This is a genomic window from Streptomyces sp. URMC 129 (assembly GCF_051386415.1).
Lineage (GTDB): Bacteria > Actinomycetota > Actinomycetes > Streptomycetales > Streptomycetaceae > Streptomyces.
Genome location: NZ_JBPQTQ010000026.1, coordinates 32,463 through 51,749, shown reverse-complemented (window position 1 = coordinate 51,749; position 19,287 = coordinate 32,463). Strand labels below are relative to the sequence as shown.

The 19,287-nt window shown below is 75.2% G+C and carries 15 protein-coding genes and 1 pseudogene; 13 read left to right on the top strand and 3 right to left on the bottom strand.

Features of this window, described 5'->3' with window-relative positions; genetic code table 11:
* Window positions 1-2,376 (top strand): annotated as a pseudogene (locus ACSNOC_RS08210) (hypothetical protein); the annotation flags it as partial.
* Here ACSNOC_RS08210 and ACSNOC_RS08205 read toward each other — a convergent pair.
* The gene (locus ACSNOC_RS08205) at window positions 2,370-2,639 is read right to left on the bottom strand and encodes a hypothetical protein (protein ID WP_436746610.1); all 270 of its coding nucleotides are present in this window, start codon (window positions 2,637-2,639) and stop codon (window positions 2,370-2,372) included. The pseudogene ACSNOC_RS08210 and the gene ACSNOC_RS08205 sit on opposite strands and share 7 nt — an antisense overlap.
* Window positions 2,640-2,889: 250 nt before the next feature.
* Between ACSNOC_RS08205 and ACSNOC_RS08200 the strand changes: the two genes are divergently transcribed.
* Both ACSNOC_RS08200 and ACSNOC_RS08195 read left to right on the top strand, forming a co-directional pair.
* Window positions 2,890-5,373, top strand: a complete 2,484-nt coding sequence (locus ACSNOC_RS08200) for a sensor histidine kinase (RefSeq protein ID WP_436746609.1) — start codon at window positions 2,890-2,892, stop codon at window positions 5,371-5,373.
* 33 nt (window positions 5,374-5,406) lie between these two features.
* Window positions 5,407-5,865, top strand: coding sequence for a roadblock/LC7 domain-containing protein (locus ACSNOC_RS08195; RefSeq protein WP_436746608.1), 459 nt, complete (start codon window positions 5,407-5,409; stop codon window positions 5,863-5,865).
* Window positions 5,866-6,019: 154 nt separating this feature from the next.
* Here the strand turns inward: ACSNOC_RS08195 and ACSNOC_RS08190 are convergent, their stop codons facing one another.
* Complete coding sequence (locus ACSNOC_RS08190; protein ID WP_436746607.1) at window positions 6,020-6,742, bottom strand: M15 family metallopeptidase; 723 nt, start codon at window positions 6,740-6,742, stop codon at window positions 6,020-6,022.
* A 151-nt stretch (window positions 6,743-6,893) separates the two neighbouring features.
* Here ACSNOC_RS08190 and ACSNOC_RS08185 point away from each other — a divergent pair, with 151 nt between their 5' ends.
* Window positions 6,894-8,945, top strand: coding sequence for an acetoacetate--CoA ligase (locus ACSNOC_RS08185; RefSeq protein ID WP_436746606.1), 2,052 nt, complete (start codon window positions 6,894-6,896; stop codon window positions 8,943-8,945).
* 42 nt (window positions 8,946-8,987) lie between these two features.
* On the top strand, window positions 8,988-9,881 hold the full coding sequence (locus ACSNOC_RS08180; protein WP_436746605.1) for a hypothetical protein: 894 nt from the start codon (window positions 8,988-8,990) through the stop codon (window positions 9,879-9,881).
* 25 nt (window positions 9,882-9,906) lie between these two features.
* Here the strand turns inward: ACSNOC_RS08180 and ptsP are convergent, their stop codons facing one another.
* On the bottom strand, window positions 9,907-11,589 hold the full coding sequence (gene ptsP / locus ACSNOC_RS08175; protein WP_436746604.1) for a phosphoenolpyruvate--protein phosphotransferase: 1,683 nt from the start codon (window positions 11,587-11,589) through the stop codon (window positions 9,907-9,909).
* Window positions 11,590-11,749: 160 nt separating this feature from the next.
* On the opposite strand from ptsP, the gene ACSNOC_RS08170 reads away from it, so the two are divergent.
* The 8 genes from ACSNOC_RS08170 to ACSNOC_RS08135 all read left to right on the top strand — a co-directional run bounded on the left by ACSNOC_RS08170 (window position 11,750) and on the right by ACSNOC_RS08135 (window position 19,240).
* Entirely contained in the window at window positions 11,750-12,358 is a 609-nt protein-coding gene (locus ACSNOC_RS08170; protein ID WP_436746603.1) for a CDP-alcohol phosphatidyltransferase family protein, read from the top strand.
* Window positions 12,359-12,490: 132 nt separating this feature from the next.
* Entirely contained in the window at window positions 12,491-14,986 is a 2,496-nt protein-coding gene (locus ACSNOC_RS08165; protein WP_436746602.1) for a sugar phosphate nucleotidyltransferase, read from the top strand.
* 62 nt (window positions 14,987-15,048) lie between these two features.
* Window positions 15,049-15,948 (top strand): DUF881 domain-containing protein, encoded by a 900-nt coding sequence (locus tag ACSNOC_RS08160; protein ID WP_436746601.1) that lies wholly within the window; start codon window positions 15,049-15,051, stop codon window positions 15,946-15,948.
* Complete coding sequence (locus ACSNOC_RS08155; protein ID WP_436746600.1) at window positions 15,945-16,277, top strand: small basic family protein; 333 nt, start codon at window positions 15,945-15,947, stop codon at window positions 16,275-16,277. The genes ACSNOC_RS08160 and ACSNOC_RS08155 overlap by 4 nt, the downstream gene beginning before the upstream one ends.
* A gap of 5 nt (window positions 16,278-16,282) precedes the next feature.
* On the top strand, window positions 16,283-17,068 hold the full coding sequence (locus ACSNOC_RS08150; protein WP_436746599.1) for a DUF881 domain-containing protein: 786 nt from the start codon (window positions 16,283-16,285) through the stop codon (window positions 17,066-17,068).
* A 154-nt stretch (window positions 17,069-17,222) separates the two neighbouring features.
* Window positions 17,223-17,930, top strand: coding sequence for an FHA domain-containing protein (locus tag ACSNOC_RS08145; RefSeq protein WP_436746598.1), 708 nt, complete (start codon window positions 17,223-17,225; stop codon window positions 17,928-17,930).
* Between the two features lie 78 nt (window positions 17,931-18,008).
* Window positions 18,009-18,482 (top strand): bifunctional nuclease family protein, encoded by a 474-nt coding sequence (locus ACSNOC_RS08140; protein WP_059008346.1) that lies wholly within the window; start codon window positions 18,009-18,011, stop codon window positions 18,480-18,482.
* Window positions 18,483-18,625: 143 nt separating this feature from the next.
* Window positions 18,626-19,240: a MerR family transcriptional regulator gene (locus tag ACSNOC_RS08135; protein ID WP_436746597.1), complete on the top strand. Its 615-nt coding sequence runs from the start codon at window positions 18,626-18,628 to the stop codon at window positions 19,238-19,240.
* The last annotated feature ends 47 nt before the right edge of the window (window positions 19,241-19,287 follow it).

Genomic DNA, 19,287 nt, shown 5'->3' with positions numbered 1-19,287 from the left:
CTCCTCGCCCCCACCCCGCCGCCCGGCTCGGGCGACAGCGGCGTGTTCCTCGTGCCGCCCAACCCCGCCATGCACGACGAGCGGGCCGCCGACGAGGAGCGCCGCGCCCTGCGCGAGCGCGCCACCGCCCGCGACGCCGACATCCGCGAGCTGGCCGCCAGGACCGCCGCCGACCGGGCGCTCGCCGCCCGGCTGGCCTCCTGGCGGGCCGGCTGCCCCGCCGGGCGGCTGGCCGAGCTGACCGCCGCCGCCGAGCGGACCCGGGCCGCGGCCCGGGAGGCGGAGCGCCGCCTGGCCGAGGCCGCCGCCGCCCGCGACCAGGCCGAGGAGGCCGCCGCCGAGGCGGTCCGCGCCCGCGACGCGCGACAGGAGACCGCCCAGCGGGCCCGCCGTTCCGCCGACGCGCTCGCCGGGCTCGCGTTCCGGCTGCGGGAGCGCGCCCGCTGGACGTCCCGCGTCAAGGAGCTGGCCGCCGAGGCCGCCGAGGCCGAGGCCCGCGCCGCCGAGCTGCTGGACCGGGCCCGCGCCGCCGACGAGGACCGCAGGTCCGTGCAGCGGGCCGCCGACGACGCCCGCCGCACCGCCCGCGCCCTGCGGGCCGAGCGCGCCGAGGTCTCCGGCGCCCCCGACGACGGCCACGACCCCGGCGGCCAGGAGGCAGACGGGCGCGAGGCCCCGGCGCGCTCCCTGCCGGACCTACGCGAGGCGTACCGCTCCGCCTCCCAGCTCTACGAGAAGGTCGGCGTCGGCGCCGACCTGCGCGCCGAGCAGGCCCGCGCCGAGGGGGACGAGAGCGCCGCGCTGGCCGCCCTGGACCGGCTGAGCAACAAGGTCCGCACCCGCGCCGCCCGCCTGCTTCAGGGCCCCGAGGGCGCCGACGGGCCCTCCCGGCAGGCCGCCGCCGCCCGCGCCGAGGCCCTGGTCCAGCTCCTGGAAGGCCGCGCCTCCGCCGCCAGCGAGCAGCTCGGCCGCCTGCGCGGCGAGGCCGAGCGGCTCGCGCCCGACGGCGCCCCGGCCCACATCGAGCTGCCCCCCGAGCGGATCCCCGACGGCGCCGAGCGCGCCCGGGAGCTGCTGCGCACCGCCACCGCCGAGCTGGCCGCCCACGAGGACGCCGTCGCCGCCGCCCGCACCGCCCACGAGGAGCTGGTCCACGACCACCGGGCCGCCCAGGACGCGGCGGGCGGCTTCGAGGAGGCCGCCGCCCTCCTGCGCGACCTGCTGCGCGACCCGTCGCCCGGCCAGGCCCCCGACGGCCCCGACGGGCCGGCCGCCGGGGACGCGGACGACGCCGAGCCCTACCCCGGGGGCCTCGCCGAGGCCCGGCAGACCGCCACCGACACCCGCCGCGCGCTGCGCGCCGCCGCGGCCGGACTGGCCGCGGCCGAGGCCGCCGTCCGGGAGGCGGGCGACCGCCTGGTCCGGCACGCCAACAGCACCCGGTTCGAGCAGGTCCGCACCCCCGCCCGGCAGCAGATCAGGGAGCTGCCCGCCGCCGCCCTGCCCGACCACGCCGCCGCCTGGGCCGGCGCGTTCGCCCCCCGGCTGCGCGTCCTCACCGACGAGCTGGCCCAGCTGGAGCGGAATCGGGACGGGATCGTGGACCGGCTGCGCGGCCTGGTCGAGTCCTCACTCGACACCCTCCGCTCCGCCCAGCGGCTGTCCCGGCTCCCCGAGGGGCTGGGGGAGTGGTCGGGCCAGGAGTTCCTGCGCATCCGTTTCGAGGACCCCGACCAGGCCACGCTCGCCGAGCGGCTGGGCGAGGTCGTCGACGAGACCACCCGGGCGGCCGTCCGGAAGAACGCGGACCTGCGCCGCGACGGCATGTCGCTGCTGCTGCGCGGTGTCCACGCCGCGCTGCGCCCGCGCGGCGTGGCCGTGGAGATCCTCAAGCCCGACGCGGTGCTGCGCGCCGAGCGCGTCCCGGTCGGCCAGATGGGCGACGTGTTCTCCGGCGGCCAGCTCCTCACCGCCGCCATCGCGCTCTACTGCACGATGGCCGCGCTGCGCGGGAACGACCGGGGCCGCGACCGGCACCGCCACGCCGGCACGCTCTTCCTCGACAACCCCATCGGCCGGGCCAACGCGACGTACCTGCTGGAGCTCCAGCGCGCCGTCGCCGACGCCCTCGGCGTCCAACTCCTGTACACGACAGGGCTGTTCGACACGACCGCGCTCGCCGAGTTCCCCCTGGTGATCCGGCTGCGCAACGACGCGGACCTCCGGGCCGGCCTGAAGTACATCAGCGTCGAGGAGCATCTGCGCCCCGGCCTGCCCCGCCAGGACGCGGCCGACGGCCAGGCGCACGGCGAGATCACCGCCACCCGGGTCTTCCGCAGGCCCGCGCCCGCGCCGCGGCAGGAGGCGGATCACTGACGGCCGGGCGGGCGGCGCCGCGGTCGCGCGGCGCTGCTCGGCACCGACACCACGCCGTTGCGCTGCAGCCATGACTGCCGGGTGACCCAGATGTCGAGCACCGACCAGGTGGCGACGATGCTGCTGGCGATCGTCGACAGCAGCATCGGGAACGCCAGCCAGGCACCGGCCAGCGTGCACAGCAGCACGACGACGAGCTGAGTCAGCGTCAGCGCGATGATGATGACGGCACGCACGGCCGCGGCGCGAACCGGATCCGGCATGCGGGGCTTCGCGTACACTCCGCCTTCGCTCCCTGCACGGTGAGATGCGCGGATATGTCCTTCAACCCCCATGGTAGAACGCGGCGGACGCCTTGCGTGCCCGGACGTGACAGACGAGTATGAGGCGCTCCGTGAGTCAACTCCATCCGAACACCGGGCGTTCCGCGAGGCCCTACCCCGCGGGTAGTAGGCTCGCGCCTGCCGACGGTGGCAGCCGCCGCCGGCCGTCCGGGAAAATCAAGGGGAGGGCATGCGCTTTCGCGGCAAGTCGATCCGACGGAAGACAGGGGCGCTGATCCTCGTGCCCCTGCTGTCGCTCGTGTCGGTCTGGGCGTTCGCGTCGGCCATCACCGTGTCCGAGGCCAGAAACGTGCTCGCCGCCTCCGCCGCGGCCGACTCCCTCGCCGGACCGGGCGACGACGTGGTCCGCGCGCTCCAGGCCGAGCGCCGGCAGACCATGATCCACATCGCCGACCCCCGGTGGTCGGAGGAACTCATCGACCTGCAGGCCGCCACCGACGAGGCGGTGGCCGCCGTCCGCGAACGCGTCTCGGACGGCGCCCCCGGCGGCTTCGGCGACGACGCGCGGGAGCGTCTCGACGCGTTCCTCCGCGCGCTGGAGGACCTGGGCCGGATCCGCGACCGGGTGGCCAACGGCACCATCGACCGGACCAGCGCGCTGGACGCCTACAACCGCCTCACCGCGCCCGGCCTGCTCTTCCTGTCCGCCGTCCAGCCCGACTCCGACCTCGGGCCCGACCGGCAGGCCGGCGCCATCACCGGCCTCGGCCAGGCCCGCGAGACCCTCTCGCAGGAGGACGCCCTGGTATCGGGTGTGCTCGCCGCGGGCCATGCCACGGACTCCGAACTGCGCGCCCTGGACGAGCTGATCACCCAGCGGGAGCTGATCTACGAGCTCCACTTGCCCGAGCTCCCGGAGAGCGACCGGCAGGCGCACACGTCCTACTGGGAGAGCGGCACCGGCAACCTCCTGACCATCGCGGAGGACCTCTTGGTCCAGGGCCGCGTCAACGCCGTCCGTCCCGAGGAGTGGGCCGACACCGGCACCGAGGCCCTCGCCGCCCTCGGCCGGCTCGCCGACGAGGCCGATGCCGCGTACCAGGACCGCGTCGACCCGGGCGTCGACGCGGTGCTGCTGCGCGCCGGCATCGCGGGCGGCGCCGGGCTGCTGGCCGTCGTGATCTCCGTCACCGTCGCGCTGCGCGTCGGCCGCGGACTCAACCGCGACCTGCGGGACCTGTCGCGGGAGGCGACCGACGCCGCCGAGCATCGGCTGCCGGGCGTGATGCGGCGCCTGGAGGCCGGCGACCACGTCGACATCGAGACCGAGGCGCCCCGCCTCGAATACGGCCCCGACGAGTTCGGCCAGGTCGGCCGCGCCCTCAACACCCTGCAGCGCGAGGCCGTCTCGGCCGCCGTCGAACGGGCCGTCACCCGCCGCGGCGTCTCCGAGGTGTTCGTCAACCTCGCCCGCCGCAGCCAGGTGCTGCTGCACCGCCAGCTCAACCTGCTGGAGGGCCTCCAGCGCCGCACCGCCAACGACGAGGACCTGGCGGACCTGATCCGGCTGGACCACCTCACCACCCGCATGCGGCGCCACGCCGAGGGCCTGGTCATCCTCTCCGGCACGGCGCCGGCCCGGCAGTGGCGCAAGCCGGAGCAGCTCATGGACGTCGTGCGGGCCGCCGTCGACGAGGTCGAGGACTTCGAGCGCATCGAGATCCGCCGGCTCCCGCCGTTCGCCGTGGCCGGCGGCGCGGTCGCGGACCTCATCCACCTCGTCGCGGAACTACTGGAGAACGCCACGGTGTTCTCGCCCCCGCACACCGCCGTGCAGGTGTCCGGCGAGCGGGTGCCGCACGGCTTCACCCTCGAAATCCACGACCGCGGCCTGGGGATGAACCCCGAGGCCCTGGCCGAGGCGAACCAGCGGCTCGCGGAGTCCCAGGAGTTCCAGCTCTCCGACACCGACCGGATCGGCCTGTTCGTGGTCGCCCGGCTCGCGGAGCGGCACGGCATCCGGGTCTCCCTGCGCGAGTCCCCCTACGGCGGCACCACCGCCGTGACGCTCATCCCGGGCGAACTGCTCACCGAGACCGCCGAGGAGCCGCCGGAGCGCGCGCCGCGCCAGGAGCCTGCCGAGCGGCGCGGCGTGCGCGACGGCGTCGTGCCCGGGCCGGTGGAGCTGGAGGCGCCGGTCGGCGCCGACGCGGGTCCCGCGGCCCGCCGGGACCCGGCGGGCGAACGCGCCCCCGACCACCCCGGTGAGCACACCGCCGCCCCCGGACCGGAGGCCCCGGTACCGCTGCCGCGCCTGCCCCAGCGCAGACGCACGCCGGTGCTCGTCGCCGACCACGGGCGGACCGTGGGCCGGGCTCCCGACGGGGACCCGGTGCCCGGCGCTCCGCCGCCCGGCGGGCCGGGCACCACCCCCGGGCCCGAGCCCACGACCGGCGCCGGGCTGCCCCGCCGGGTCCGGCGGCAGGCCCGCACCGAACCACCCGGTCCCGCGGCTCCCGCGGGGCCCGGCGCCCCCGGAGCCGGCGGACCCGTGACGAACGGGGCGAGCGGCCACCCGGACGCCGACGCCGTTCCCGACCTGGACGCCGAGGAGGTCCGCGCCCGGATGGCGGCCCTGCAACGGGGCTGGCAGCGCGGGCGGCAGCAGAACGACCCCCGCGGGGACGGACCCCCGCCGGGCGCGAGACCGTAAGCAGCCAGACACGAGAGCCCTAAGGCAGGACCGATGACCGCACCGGAGTCCGCGGGTCACGGCGGCACCCCGCAGCACCACGGCACCCGTCAGGAGAGCGGACAGCTCGACTGGATCCTCGACGAGCTCGTCGAGCGCGTGCCCCACGTCCGACACGCGCTGGTCCTGGCGGCCGACGGCCTGCCCCGGGGCGCCTCACGCTCCCTGGGCAGAGAGGACGGCGAGCAACTGGCCGCCGTCGCCTCCGGGTTCCACAGCCTCGCGCGCGGCGTCGGCCGGCACTTCGAGACGGGCGCCGTACGCCAGACCCTGGTCGAGCTGGACAACGCCTTCCTGCTGGTGACCGCCGCCGGGCAGGGCAGCGCGCTGGCCGTCTTCACCGAGGCCGAGGCCGACATAGGCCAGGTGGCGTACGAGATGGCCCTGCTCGTCAAACGGGTCGGCCCGCAGCTCGCCACCCCGCCCCGCGCCGCCCCCGGTGACCAGGGCTGACGTGCGGGTTCCCGCGCCGTGTCCCGCCGTGTCCCGGGGATGTCGCGAAAAGGTGACAACCGGCCGGCCGCCCGAACCGTGCCCGTGGCCGCCACGTCCGAAGGTGTGACGGCGGCGGCCCGGGACCGACGGGGGTGGCTCCGGACCGCCGCCGTCACCGTCCGCCCGGCCGGCGGCGCAGCGCGTCCCGGGACACGGGGAAGTCGAAGGACGTGTCGGGGAACGGCTCCGGCCCGTAGGTGAAGTGCCACCACTCGGTCGGCACCGGGACGAAACCCTCCGCCACCAGCGCCGACCGCAGCAGCTGCCGGGCCTCCCGCTGGGCCGCGCCCACCTCCGGCGAGTCCGGGGCCGACGCGGGGTCGAAGAAGTCGAACGGCGTGCCCATGTCCACCGCGCCGTGCGGCGGGCGGACGAGCGTGACGTCCACGGTGCTGCCGCGGCTGTGCGCGGAGCGGGCCGCGAGATAACCCTCCTCGAACAGCCGGTCCTTGGGCACCCGCGGATGGAACTCCTCGCGCGTCCGCGCCGTTTCCGGCCCGGCCGCCCAGCGCAGGAAGTGCTGCACGGCGCGCCGCGGCCGGTAGCAGTCGAACACCCGCAGCCCGTAGCCGCGTTGGGCCAGCGCCCGGTGGGCACGGCGCAGCGCCACGGCGGCCTCCCGGGTCAGCAGGCACACCGGCTCCCGGTAGCCGTCGACCCGCTCCCCGGTGAAGTTGTCCCGCGAGGCGTACCGCATCTCCTGCCCGATCCCCGGCGCGACGTCCTCCAGCGCGACGAACTCCGGCGGGGCGGCCCGCGCCGGGGGCGGGCCCGGGGAGGCGGAGAGCGCGCAGACGAGTCCGGCCGACACGGCCGCGAGAGGGAGGCGGCGCACCCCTCCAGCTCTACCAGCGCCCGCCGGTGGCGGCCACCCGGCGGCGCGGGCGGGCCGCTCTGGCGTCCGCGCCGGTGAGCTGGCATCGTCCTGCCCAGCCGTGCCACACACCGCCGCGTCGCCGCACCGCCGCACTGCCCGGGGAGCCGCCATGACCACGCCGCACGCCGTACCGCCGTCCACGTCCGAGCCCCTGTGGCGGCCGGACCCGGAGCGGATCGCCACGGCCCGGATCACCCGCTTCCACGCGTACGCCGCCGCCCGGCACGGCGCCCCGGCCCCCCGCCCGGAGGACCCGGCGGGCAGCTACGCCGAGCTGCACCGCTGGTCCGTCACCGCACTCGGCCCGTTCTGGCACGCCGTCACCGACTGGTTCGACGTCCGCTTCACCACCCCGTCCGCCACGGTGCTGGCCGACGCCACCATGCCGGGCGCGCAGTGGTTCCCGGGGGCCACTCTCAACTACGCCGAGCACGCGCTGCGCGCCGGCGAGGACCCGGCCCGCGCCGGCCGGCCCGCGCTGCTGCGCGTCGACGAGCGGCACGAGCCGGAGCCGGTCACCTGGGCCGAACTGCGCGCCCGGGTCGGCTCGCTGGCCGCCGCGCTGCGCGGCCTCGGCGTGCGCCCCGGCGACCGGGTCAGCGGCTACCTGCCCAACGTCCCCGAGGCCGTCGTCGCGCTGCTGGCCACCGCCGCCGTCGGCGCGGTGTGGACCTCCTGCGCCCCCGACTTCGGCGCCCGCGGCGTCCTGGACCGCTTCCAGCAGGTCGAGCCCGTCGTGCTGTTCGCGGCCGACGGCTACCGCTACGCCGGCCGGGTCCACGACCGCACCGCCACCGTCGCCGAGCTGCGCGCCGGGCTGCCCACGCTCCGCGCCGTCGTCCACGTCCCGCTGCTCGGCACGCCCGCGCCGCAGGGCGCCCTGGAGTGGGCCGAGCTGGCCGGGACCGGCTCCGGCGAGGGCGCCCCCGCCCCCGAGTTCACGCCGGTGCCCTTCGACCACCCGCTGTGGGTGCTGTACTCCTCGGGCACCACCGGCCTGCCCAAGGCCATCGTCCACTCCCAGGGCGGCATCCTCGTCGAACACCTCAAGCAGCTCGGCCTGCACTGCGATCTCGGCCCGGACGACCGGCTGTTCTGGTACACGTCCACCGGCTGGATGATGTGGAACTTCCTGGTCTCCGGCCTGCTCACCGGCACCACCGTGGTCCTCTACGACGGCGCCCCCGGCTTCCCCTCCCCGGACGCCCAGTGGCGCGTGGCCGCGCGGGCCCGCGCCACCCTCTACGGCACCTCCGCCGCCTACGTGCTGGCCTGTGCCAAGGCCGGCGTCCACCCCGCGCGCGACCTGGACCTGTCGGCCACCCGGTGCGTCGCCACCACCGGCTCCCCCCTGCCGCCCGACGGGTTCCGCTGGCTCCACGAGGAGGCGGGCCCCGGGCTGTGGATCGCCTCGGTCAGCGGCGGCACCGACGTGTGCAGTTGCTTCGCCGGGGCCGTGCCGACCCTGCCCGTCTGGACGGGCGAGATCCAGGCGCCCTCGCTCGGCACCGACCTGCGCGCCTGGAGCCCGGACGGCCGGTCGCTGACCGACGAGGTCGGGGAGCTGGTCGTCACCACCCCCATGCCCTCGATGCCGGTCGGGTTCTGGAACGACCCGGGCGACGTCCGGTACCGCGACAGCTACTTCGCGATGTTCCCCGGCGTCTGGCGGCACGGGGACTGGACGACGGTCACCTCGCGCGGCACCGTCGTCATCCACGGCCGGTCCGACTCCACGCTCAACCGGCAGGGCGTGCGCATGGGGTCGGCCGACATCTACGAGGTCGTGGAGCGGCTGCCGGAGATCCGCGAGTCCCTGGTGGTCGGCCTCGAACGCCCCGACGGCGGGTACTGGATGCCGCTGTTCGTCCGCCTGGCCGAGGGCGCCGCGCTCGACGACGCGCTGCGCGAGCGGATCCGCGGCGCCGTCCGGTCCGCCCTGTCGCCCCGCCACGTGCCGGACGAGATCATCGAGATCCCCGGCGTCCCGCACACCCTGACCGGCAAGCGGCTGGAGATCCCCGTCAAGCGCCTCCTGGCGGGCGTGCCCCTGGAGACGGCGGTGAACCCCGGCTCGGTGGACGACCCGGAGCTGCTGCGGTTCTTCGAGAAGCTGGCCCGCGAGCGGGCCGTTGTCAGTGGCCCCGACTACGCTCGGTGACCGAGACGTTCCGATCGGTTCCCGGGGTTCAGGGGGGAAGTCATGGCACACACCGGAGGGCGCGCCCGGCGCGGCGGCGACGCGTGGCGCGAGGCGGCGGGCACGGTCGCCGTCGTCGCGGACGAGACCGGATTCGCGCTGATGCGGCGGTACGCGTCGTTCCGCTTCAGCGACCACGCCGGCTATCTGCGGCAGACCGAGGAGCTGCTGCGCTCGATGTCCGGCCGGCACGGGCACACCAGCGTCGCGCTGTTCGACCCGGCCGGCTTCGCGGAGTTCTGCGCGCGGGAGGGGCTGCCGCCGGACGACCCCGCCAGCCGCGCGCGGTACACGGCGGAGGTGGCCGCCCGGGGCGCCACCGTGCCGTACGAGGGGCAGCCGCTGGACCGGCTGGTGCCCGCGCTGCTGGCCGAGCACGTGCGGTGGGAGACGTGGGAGCTGGCCACGGAGCTGCTGGCCGGCGCCGGTCCCTGCCCGGACTGCGGGGCGCCGCTGTCGCGGTGCGCGTTCCGGCGGGCGGCCGGGCTGCTGACCGAGGTCCTCCAGCGGGCCGAGCCGGGCACGCACCACCTGGTGTGCAGCCTGATCGCGGAGACCGGGCCGCTGACGGCGTCGGTGACGGCCGGGCGCGGCGCCGGGGGCTCGCTGGAGCTGCCGGAGCCCGGCGCGCTGGTGCTGTGCACGCTGCTGGCGCTGGGGCTGGCGACCGGCGCCCCCGGCGGGCTGGTGCTGCGCACCGGGGCCGGCGGGGCGGGGCGGGCGGAGGAGGTGCGCGGCTGGAGCCTCGGCGGCGGCCGGCTGCGGGGCCTGAGCGAGGCGGAGGTCTTCGCGGCGTACTGCACGGACGCGCGCACCGGCGAGCCCGTGCCGCCCGAGCACGGCGTGGTCTACCGGGGCGCGGAGGACGTCCCGCCCGGCCGCTGCGCGGAGCCGTGACCGGGCGGGACACCCCCCACCGGGCTCACTCGCCGGAGAGCACTCCCCGGGCGGCCGTGCGGGCCTCCTCGGCGCTGTCCGCCGCGCGGGCCGCCGCCGCGGCGCGCTCGCACTGCGCGAGGGTGTGCCGCGCGAGCGCGGCCCGCACGTAGGGGATGGCCGCGGCGCCCATGGACAGGCTGGTGACGCCGAGGCCGGTGAGCACGCAGGCCAGCAGCGGGTCGGCGGCGGCCTCCCCGCACACCCCGCAGCTCTTGCCCTCGGCCTTGGCGGACTCGGCCGCCAGCGCGACGAGGTCGAGCAGGGCGGGCTGCCAGGGGTCCTGGAGCCGGGAGACGGCGCCGACCTGCCGGTCGGCGGCGAAGGTGTACTGGGCGAGGTCGTTGGTGCCCAGCGACAGGAACTCGACCTCCTGCAGCACCGCCCGCGCGCGCAGCGCCGCGGACGGGACCTCCACCATGGCGCCCTGCTTGGCGTTCAGCCCGGCCGCCCGGCAGGCGTCGGCGAACGCCCGGGCGTCGGCCCGGTCGGCCACCATCGGCGCCATGACCTCCAGGTAGACGGGCAGCCCCTCGGCGGCCCGGGCCAGGGCCCGCAGCTGCGTGTCCAGCACCTCGGGGTGCGCCAGCAGCGCCCGCAGCCCCCGCACACCGAGCGCCGGGTTCGGCTCGTCGCCCGGCGTGAGGAACGGCAGGGGCTTGTCCGCGCCCGCGTCCAGCACCCGCACCACGACGCGCCCCTCGGGGAACGCCTCCAGCACCTCCCGGTAGGCGGCGACCTGCTCCTCCTCCGAGGGCGCGCGCCCGCTGTCCAGGCTCTGCTTGTCGAAGAACAGGAACTCGGTGCGGAACAGGCCCACGCCCTCGGCGCCCGCCGCCACGGCCGCGGCCACGTCGCCCGGGCCGCCGATGTTGGCCAGCAGCGGCACCCGGTGGCCGTCGGAGGTGGCGCCCGGGCCCGCGCTCTCCGCGAGCGCCGCCCGGCGCTCCGCCGCGGCCCGCGCCAGGGCCGCCCGCTCCTCGCGGCTCGGGTTCACCACGATCTCCCCGGTGCTGCCGTCCACCGCGACCACCATGCCCTCGGCGATGGCGCCCGCGTCCGGCAGGGCCACCACGGCCGGCACGCCCAGGGCCCGCGCCAGGATCGCGCTGTGGCTGGTCGGGCCGCCCTCCTCGGTGATGAAGCCGAGCACCAGCGAGGGGTCGAGCAGGGCCGTGTCGGCCGGCGCCAGGTCGCGGGCGATCAGCACGTACGGCTCGTCGCTGTCCGGCACGCCCGGGATCGGCACGCCGAGCAGCCGCGCGACGATCCGGTTGCGCACGTCGTCCAGATCCGCCACCCGCCCGGCCAGGTACTCACCGGCGCCGGCCAGCAGCGCCCGGTACGCGGCGAACGCGTCGAACACCGCGCGTTCCGCCGCGGCGCCCACCGCGATCCGGCGCTCGACGTCGGCCAGCAGCTCGGGGTCCTCGGCCATCAGCGCCTGCGCCTCCAGCACCGCCTGCGCCTCGCCGCCGGCGAGCTGGCCCCGCGCGGTGAGATCCGCGGCCACCGCCTGCGCCGCCTGCCGGGCCCGCGCCAGCTCGCGCGGCGCCTCCTCGTCGGGGATCCGGTGGGACGGGGGCTCCAGCACCGCCGTCCCCATGTGTCTGACCTCGCCGATCGCCACTCCGTGGCTGACTCCGACACCTCGAAGCCTGGTCTCCATGTCACCCGCCTTGCTGTGCCGTGAGAGTGCCATAAATCACACAGAAGCCTAAGCCATCCCGCTTCGGCCCCCTCCGGGGCGCCCTGCCCCCGCCCCCCGGGAGGGGGGCCGGTAAGGTCGGACCGCACAGCGTCGGCTCGGGGTATCAGGAGGCGTCCGGGTGGAGGTCCAGGAGACGCGCGTTCAGACCGACCGGATCCTCACCATCCCCAACGTCCTGAGCATGGCTCGCCTGGCGGGCGTGCCCGTGTTCCTCTGGCTGGTCCTCTCCCCGGTCTTCGACGGCCCCGATCTCGACGGCTGGGCGCTGCTCGTCCTGGCCGCCAGCGGGGCCAGCGACTACCTGGACGGCAAGCTGGCCCGCCGCTGGAACCAGATCAGCGCGCTGGGCCGGATCCTGGACCCCGCAGCCGACCGGCTCTACATCCTCTCCACCCTCGTGGGCCTCACCTGGCGCGACATCCTCCCGGTGTGGCTCACGGCACTCCTGCTCGCCCGCGAGCTGATGCTCCTGGTGACCGTGTGGCGCCTGGACCGGCACGGATACGCCCCGCCGCAAGTGAATTTCCTCGGGAAGGCGGCCACATTCAACCTGATGTACGCCTTCCCGTTGCTGCTGCTCAGTGACGGAAGTAGCTGGGCGGCATCACTCGCTGCTATTTTCGGATGGGCGTTCGCCGGCTGGGGTACAGCGCTCTACTGGTGGGCAGGGATTCTCTACGTGGTCCAAGTCCGCCGTCTCCTCAAGGCGGACACCACCTCCGACTAGCCCGCTCCGGCAGCGACGCAGGGATCCGGCGCCCGCACGTGCCGCACATACCGGGGAGCCACCCCGGGCCCGGGCCCTCCGGACGGGCGCGGTCGGAGTGACTGTCGACTCCCCAAGGAGGACACTTCCGATATGAAGGCCGTCGTAATGGCTGGTGGCGAAGGCACCCGGCTTCGCCCGATGACCGCGAGCATGCCCAAGCCGCTGCTGCCCGTGGCGAACCGCCCGATCATGGAGCACGTGCTCCGGCTGCTGAAGCGGCACGGGCTTACCGAGACCGTGGTCACAGTGCAATTCCTCGCCTCCCTCGTCAAGAACTATTTCGGCGACGGTGAGGAACTCGGGATGGATCTCACTTACGCCCATGAAGAAAAGCCACTGGGTACGGCCGGAAGTGTGAAAAATGCCGAGGACGCACTCAGGAACGACTCGTTCCTGGTCATCTCCGGTGACGCCCTCACCGATTTCGACCTGACGGACCTCATCCGTTACCACCGGGAGCGCGGCGCCCTGGTGACGGTCTGCCTGACCCGCGTTCCCAACCCCCTGGAGTTCGGGATCACCATCGTCGACGAGGACGGGCGCGTCGACCGGTTCCTGGAGAAGCCCACCTGGGGGCAGGTGTTCTCGGACACCGTGAACACCGGTATCTACGTGATGGAGCCCGAGGTCTTCGACTACGTCGAGCCGGACGTCCCGGTCGACTGGTCGGGCGACGTCTTCCCCCGCCTGATGAAGGAGGGCAAGCCCGTCTACGGCTATGTCGCCGAGGGCTACTGGGAGGACGTCGGCACCCACGAGAGCTACGTCAAGGCCCAGGCGGACGTGCTGGAGGGGAAGGTCGACGTCGAGATAGACGGCTTCGAGATCTCCCCCGGCGTCTGGATCGCGGAGGGCGCCGAGGTGCACCCCGACGCCAAGCTCAGGGGCCCGCTCTACATCGGTGACTACGCCAAGATCGAGGCCGGCGCGGAGATCCGCGAGCACACGGTCATCGGCTCCAACGTGGTCGTCAAGGCCGACGCCTTCCTGCACAAGGCCGTGGTGCACGACAACGTCTACATCGGCCCGCAGACCAACCTGCGCGGCTGCGTCGTCGGCAAGAACACCGACGTCATGCGCGCGGCCCGGATCGAGGACGGCGCGGTCATCGGGGACGAGTGCCTGGTGGGCGAGGAGTCGATCGTCCAGGGCAACGTCCGCGTCTACCCGTTCAAGACCGTCGAGGCCGGCGCCTTCGTCAACACGTCGGTCATCTGGGAGTCCCGCGGCCAGGCCAACCTCTTCGGCGCCCGCGGCGTCTCCGGCATCCTCAACGTCGAGATCACCCCCGAGCTCGCCGTCCGCCTCGCCAGCGCCTACGCCACCACGCTGAAGAAGGGATCGACGGTCACCACCGCCCGCGACCACTCCCGCGGTGCCCGCGCCCTGAAGCGCGCCGTCATCTCCGCCCTCCAGGCCAGCGCGATCGACGTCCGCGACCTGGAGAACGTGCCGCTGCCCGTCGCCCGCCAGCAGACCGCGCGCGGCAGCGCCGGCGGCGTCATGATCCGCACCACCCCCGGCGTTCCCGACTCCGTCGACATCATGTTCTTCGACGAGCGCGGCGCCGACCTCTCCCAGGCCGGCCAGCGGAAGCTGGACCGCGTCTACGCCCGCCAGGAGTACCGCCGCGCCTTCCCCGGCGAGATCGGCGACCTGCGCTTCCCGGCGAGCGTCTTCGACGCCTACACCGGCTCGGTGCTGCGCGCCGTCGACACCACCGGCGTGGCCGAGTCCGGGCTGAAGATCGTCGTCGACGCCGCCAACGGCAGCGCCGGCCTGGTCCTGCCCAGCCTGCTGGGCCGGCTCGGCGTGGACGCCCTCACCATCAACCCCGGCCTGGACGAGGGGCGCCCCACCGAGACCGCCGACGTCCGCCGGGCCGGCCTGGTGCGGCTGGGCGAGATCGTCGCCTCCGCCCGCGCCGCCTTCGGCGTCCGCTTCGACCCGGTCGGCGAGCGGCTGGCCCTGGTGGACGAGCGCGGCCGGATCATCGAGGACCAGCGCGCCCTGCTGGTCATGCTCGACCTGGTGGCCGCCGAACGCCGCAGCGGGCGCGTGGCGCTGCCGGTGACCACCACCCGCATCGCCGAGCAGGTGGCCGCCTACCACGGCACCCAGGTGGAGTGGACCACCACCTCGCCCGACGACCTGACCCGGGTCGCCCACAAGGAGGGCTCGGTCTTCGGGGGCGACGGCCAGGGAGGCTTCATCGTCCCCGAGTTCAGCAGCGTCTTCGACGCCACGGCGGCCTTCGCCCGGCTCATCGGCCTGGTGGCCCGCACCCAGCTCTCCCTGAGCCAGATCGACGCCCGCATCCCGCGCGCCCACGTCCTGCGCCGGGACGTCGCCACCCCCTGGGCGATCAAGGGCCTGGTCATGCGCCGCGTCGTCGAGGCCGCCGGGGAGCGCTTCGTCGACACCACCGACGGCGTGCGCGTGGTCGAGCCCGACGGCCGGTGGGTCCTGGTGCTGCCCGACCCGGCCGAGGCCGTCACCCACCTGTGGGCCGAGGGACCGGACGACGCCGCCGCGCAGGAGCTGCTGGACCACTGGGCGACCGTGGTGGACAGCGCCGAACGGTGACGCCGGGGCGCTGACCGACGCCCACCGGGCCCGTTCGGAGCAACGGGGGGCGCCGTGCGACGATGTCCGCCATGCCACCGCAGGAGCCCGGACACCGCGCCCCGGCGCGCCCCGACGCCTCCATGTCGCTGCTGACCGCCGTCATGAACCACACCCTCGACGAGGGGTACGCCCAGGCGGCGGCCAGGCGGCGGGCCGAGGGCCGGCCGGACCTGCCGCGGACCCTGCGCGCCAGGCTCTGGCTGGCCGCCGGCCTGGTGCTGGCGGCCCTGGTCGTCACCCTGGGCGCCGCCCAGGCCCGCGAGGCCGCCCCCACCGTCGCGCGGGAGCGGGAGGAGCTGCTGGACCGCGTGGAGGCGGGCACCGAGGCGCTGGACGATCTCCAGGCCGAGGTGGACGCCCTGCGCGAGGACGTCGCCGCACGCCAGCGCGAGGCGCTGGGCGCCGCCGACGCCGACCGGGGCGACCTCACCGCCCTCCTGGCCGGCGCCACCGCCGTCGAGGGCCCCGGAGTGGAGCTCACCGTCGACGACGCCGAGTCCGCCGGCCAGGGGCCCGGCGGCGGCTTCTCCGACACCGGCCGGGTCCGCGACCGCGACCTCCAGCGCCTCGTCAACGGCCTGTGGCAGGCCGGTGCCGAGGCGATGTCCGTCAACGGCAGACGGCTCACCGCGCTGTCCGCCATCCGCGCCGCCGGCGACGCGGTCCTCGTCGACAACCGCCCCCTCGTCCCGCCCTACACGCTGCTCGCCATCGGCGACGGCGAGGCGCTGGCCGCCGCGTTCGAGGCGACCGACGGCGGGCGGTACCTCGACGTGCTCCGCGACAGCTACGGCGTCCGCGCCGCCCTGTCCGTCCGGGACGACCTGCGCCTGCCCGCGGCCCCGTCCCTCACCACGCGCAGCGCCCGGCCCGCCGACCCGGCCGGGGAAGCGCCCGCCGAAGAAAGAAGCGCACCGTGATCGCCGTTCTGGGCCTCGTCCTCGGAGTCGTGGTCGGCATCCTCACCCGCCCCGTGGTCCCCACGGGCGTGGAGCCCTACCTGCCCATCGCCGTGGTCGCCGCCCTCGACGCCGTGTTCGGCGGCCTGCGGGCCATGCTCGACGGCGTCTTCGACGACAAGGTGTTCGTGGTGTCCTTCCTGTCGAACGTCACCGTCGCCGCGCTCATCGTCTTCCTCGGCGACAAGCTCGGCGTGGGCGCCCAGCTCTCCACCGGCGTGGTGGTGGTCCTCGGCATCCGGATCTTCTCCAACGCCGCCGCCATCCGGCGCCATGTGTTCGGGGCGTGAGGCCGGTGACGCCCCAGCACACCGACCCGGCGCCCGGAGCCGCCGCCCCGGAGCCCGCCCCCGCCCCGCGGCCGACCGGGCGCCGCGCCCTGATCGCCGGGCTGTGGCCGCCGCGCGCGACCCGGGGCCAGCTGGTCGCCGCCGTCCTGCTCTTCGTGCTCGGCCTCGGCCTGGCCATCCAGGTCCGGGCGGCGGGCAGCGAGGAGACCGCGCTGCGCGGCGCCCGCCGCGAGGACCTGGTGCGCATCCTCAGCGACCTGGAGGACCGGGCCGCGCGCCTGGAGGACGAGCGCGCCGCGCTGCGGGAGCAGCGCACCGAGCTGGAGACCAGCTCCGACCAGGCCGAGGAGGCCCGCCGGCAGGCCCTGGAGCGCGAGCGGCAGCTCGGCGTCCTGGCCGGCACCGTCGCCGCGGAGGGCCCGGGCGTCACCCTGCGCATCACTGATCCCCTGGGCACCGTCGAGGCCGATATGCTGCTCGACGCGGTGCAGGAACTGCGCGCCGCGGGGGCCGAGGCCATCCAGATCAACGACGTGCGGGTCGTGGCCGGCACCTCTTTCGTGAACGACGGCGACGAGGTGCTCGTCGACGGCCGGCCCGTCGGCGCGCCGTTCCTGATCGAGGCCATCGGCCGGCCGCAGGACCTGGAACCGGCGCTGAACATCCCCGGGGGCGTGGTGCAGTCCCTGGAGAACGAGCAGGCGGAGGTGGACGTGGCACGGCCCGACAAGGTCGTCGTGGACGCCTTGCGATCGGCGGAGCAGCCTGACTACGCTCAGTCGTCATCGTGACCGGACCGCACCGGGGCCGCCGCACTCCCGTGGCGCTCGGTGAGGGAAACTGAACGGGGGCCGTGGACGTTGTCAGGATGTCCTGCACGGCCGGTGAGAGACAATGGACCGTCCGTCCGCAGACGGGTCGGGCTAGGTGCGAGGGGAATCGCTGGTGAGCTTTTTCGCTAGGTTGTTCGGCAGGCGTCAGAGTGGTGCGCACAGCGCCACACGGCCCCGCGCCCGCCAGCATGGCGAGACGCCGCCGGCGTCCGGCGCCGAGCCGGGCCGCCCGCTGTTCCGCGACGAGGTCGGCGCCCCCGGCGGCATAGGCTCCCAGAGCACCGGCGGGCAGCCGACGGTCACGTGTTCGCGCTGCGGGCACCGCTCGGCCGCCACCAGCCGGTTCTGCTCCAACTGCGGCAACGCCCTGCGGCCCGGGCTCGACGGCTCCTCGGAGACGACGTCCACCATCTCCATCAGCGGGCTGGAGGCGTACGAGGCCGAGATCACCGGGCAGCACCCGTCGCCCGCGCTCTCCCCGGAGGCGCAGGCGGCGGTGGAGGCCCTGCCGCCCGGCTCGGCGCTGCTCATCGTGCGGCGCGGGCCGAACTCGGGCAGCCGCTTCCTGCTCGACGGCGACGTGACCACCGCCGGGCGCCACCCGCACAGCGACATCTTCCTGGACGACGTCACGGTCTCCCGCCGTCACGTGGAGTTCCGGCGTCAGCCCGACGGCGGCTTCACCGTGAGTGACGTGGGCAGCCTCAACGGCACCTACGTCAACCGGGAGCCCATCGACTCGGTGGTGCTCGCCAACGGCGACGAGGTCCAGATCGGGAAATACCGGCTGGTGTTCTTCGCCAGCAGGCAGGGATTCTGACCCCCCGCGGGCCGCGTGCGCGCCGCGCGGGGGGTGCTCGACTATCCAAATGCCCCGGGCACCGCCTAGGGTTGCTGTGTGAATCAGCTCGACGTCGTGGGCGTGCGGGTGGAAATGCCCAACAATCAGCCCATCGTGCTCCTCCGTGAAGTCGGCGGTGATCGCTACCTTCCGATCTGGATCGGACCGGGAGAGGCGACCGCCATCGCGTTCGCCCAGCAGGGCATGACCCCTGCCCGGCCGCTGACGCACGATCTCTTCAAGAACGTGCTGGAAGCGGTGGGGCAGGAGCTCAGCGCCGTGCGCATCACCGACCTGCGCGACGGGGTCTTCTATGCCGAGCTCGTGTTCGCCAGCGGGGTGGAGGTCAGCGCCCGTCCTTCCGACGCCATAGCGCTCGCGCTGCGCGTCGGCACGCCGATCTACGGCAGTGACGCCGTGCTCGACGACGCGGGGATCATCATCCCCGACGAGCAGGAGGACGAGGTGGAGAGGTTCCGCGAGTTCCTCGACCAGATTTCCCCGGAGGACTTCGGCACGAGCAGCCAGTAGCGGTGCGTGGCGATCGTTGACGCGCAGCGTGTGGATGCCTAGCGTCGATGGGGCATGTCTTGGGAGGAGCGCTGTGTGCGTGCTCATCGTGACAGCCGGTGAGCGACGGGGACACGGTCGGGGCATGCGGAACGGAGGCCGGCGTGACAGGTAACGGCGACAGCAGAGCGGTCGGCGGTATTCCCGCCCTCCCCGGCGCGCCTGCGGCCCCCGGCCTGCGGCAGACCGTCGGCCCCCAGGGGCGCGGCACACCCGGCCGGCTCGGATACCGCGGGCCCAGCGCCTGCGCCGCGGCCGGCATCACCTACCGTCAGCTCGACTACTGGGCGCGGACCGGCCTGGTGCAGCCCAGCATCCGCCCCGCCCACGGCTCGGGGTCCCAGCGCCTGTACAGCTTCCGCGACGTACTGGTCCTCAAGATCGTCAAGCGGCTGCTGGACGCCGGGGTCTCGCTGCAGAGCATCAGGACCGCGGTCGAGGCCCTGCGCGCGGCGGACCTCACGGAGCTGTCCGACATGACGCTGATGAGCGACGGCGCCACCGTCTACCGCTGCGACTCGCCCGAGGAGCTGGCCGAGCTGCTCCAGGGCGGGCGCGGTCTGTTCGGCATCGCGGTCGGCGCGGTGTGGGGCGATGTGGAGAGCGCCCTGTCGCGGCTCCAGGCCGAGCGGGTCGACACCGGGGAGCCGGTGGTCGTGGGCCACCCGGCCGACGAGCTGGCCCGGCGCCGGCGGGCCCCGGCCGACCGCATCGGCTGACCCGCCCGGCGCGGCCCGGGGCCCGCTGCCACTGCCCGCTGTCAGAC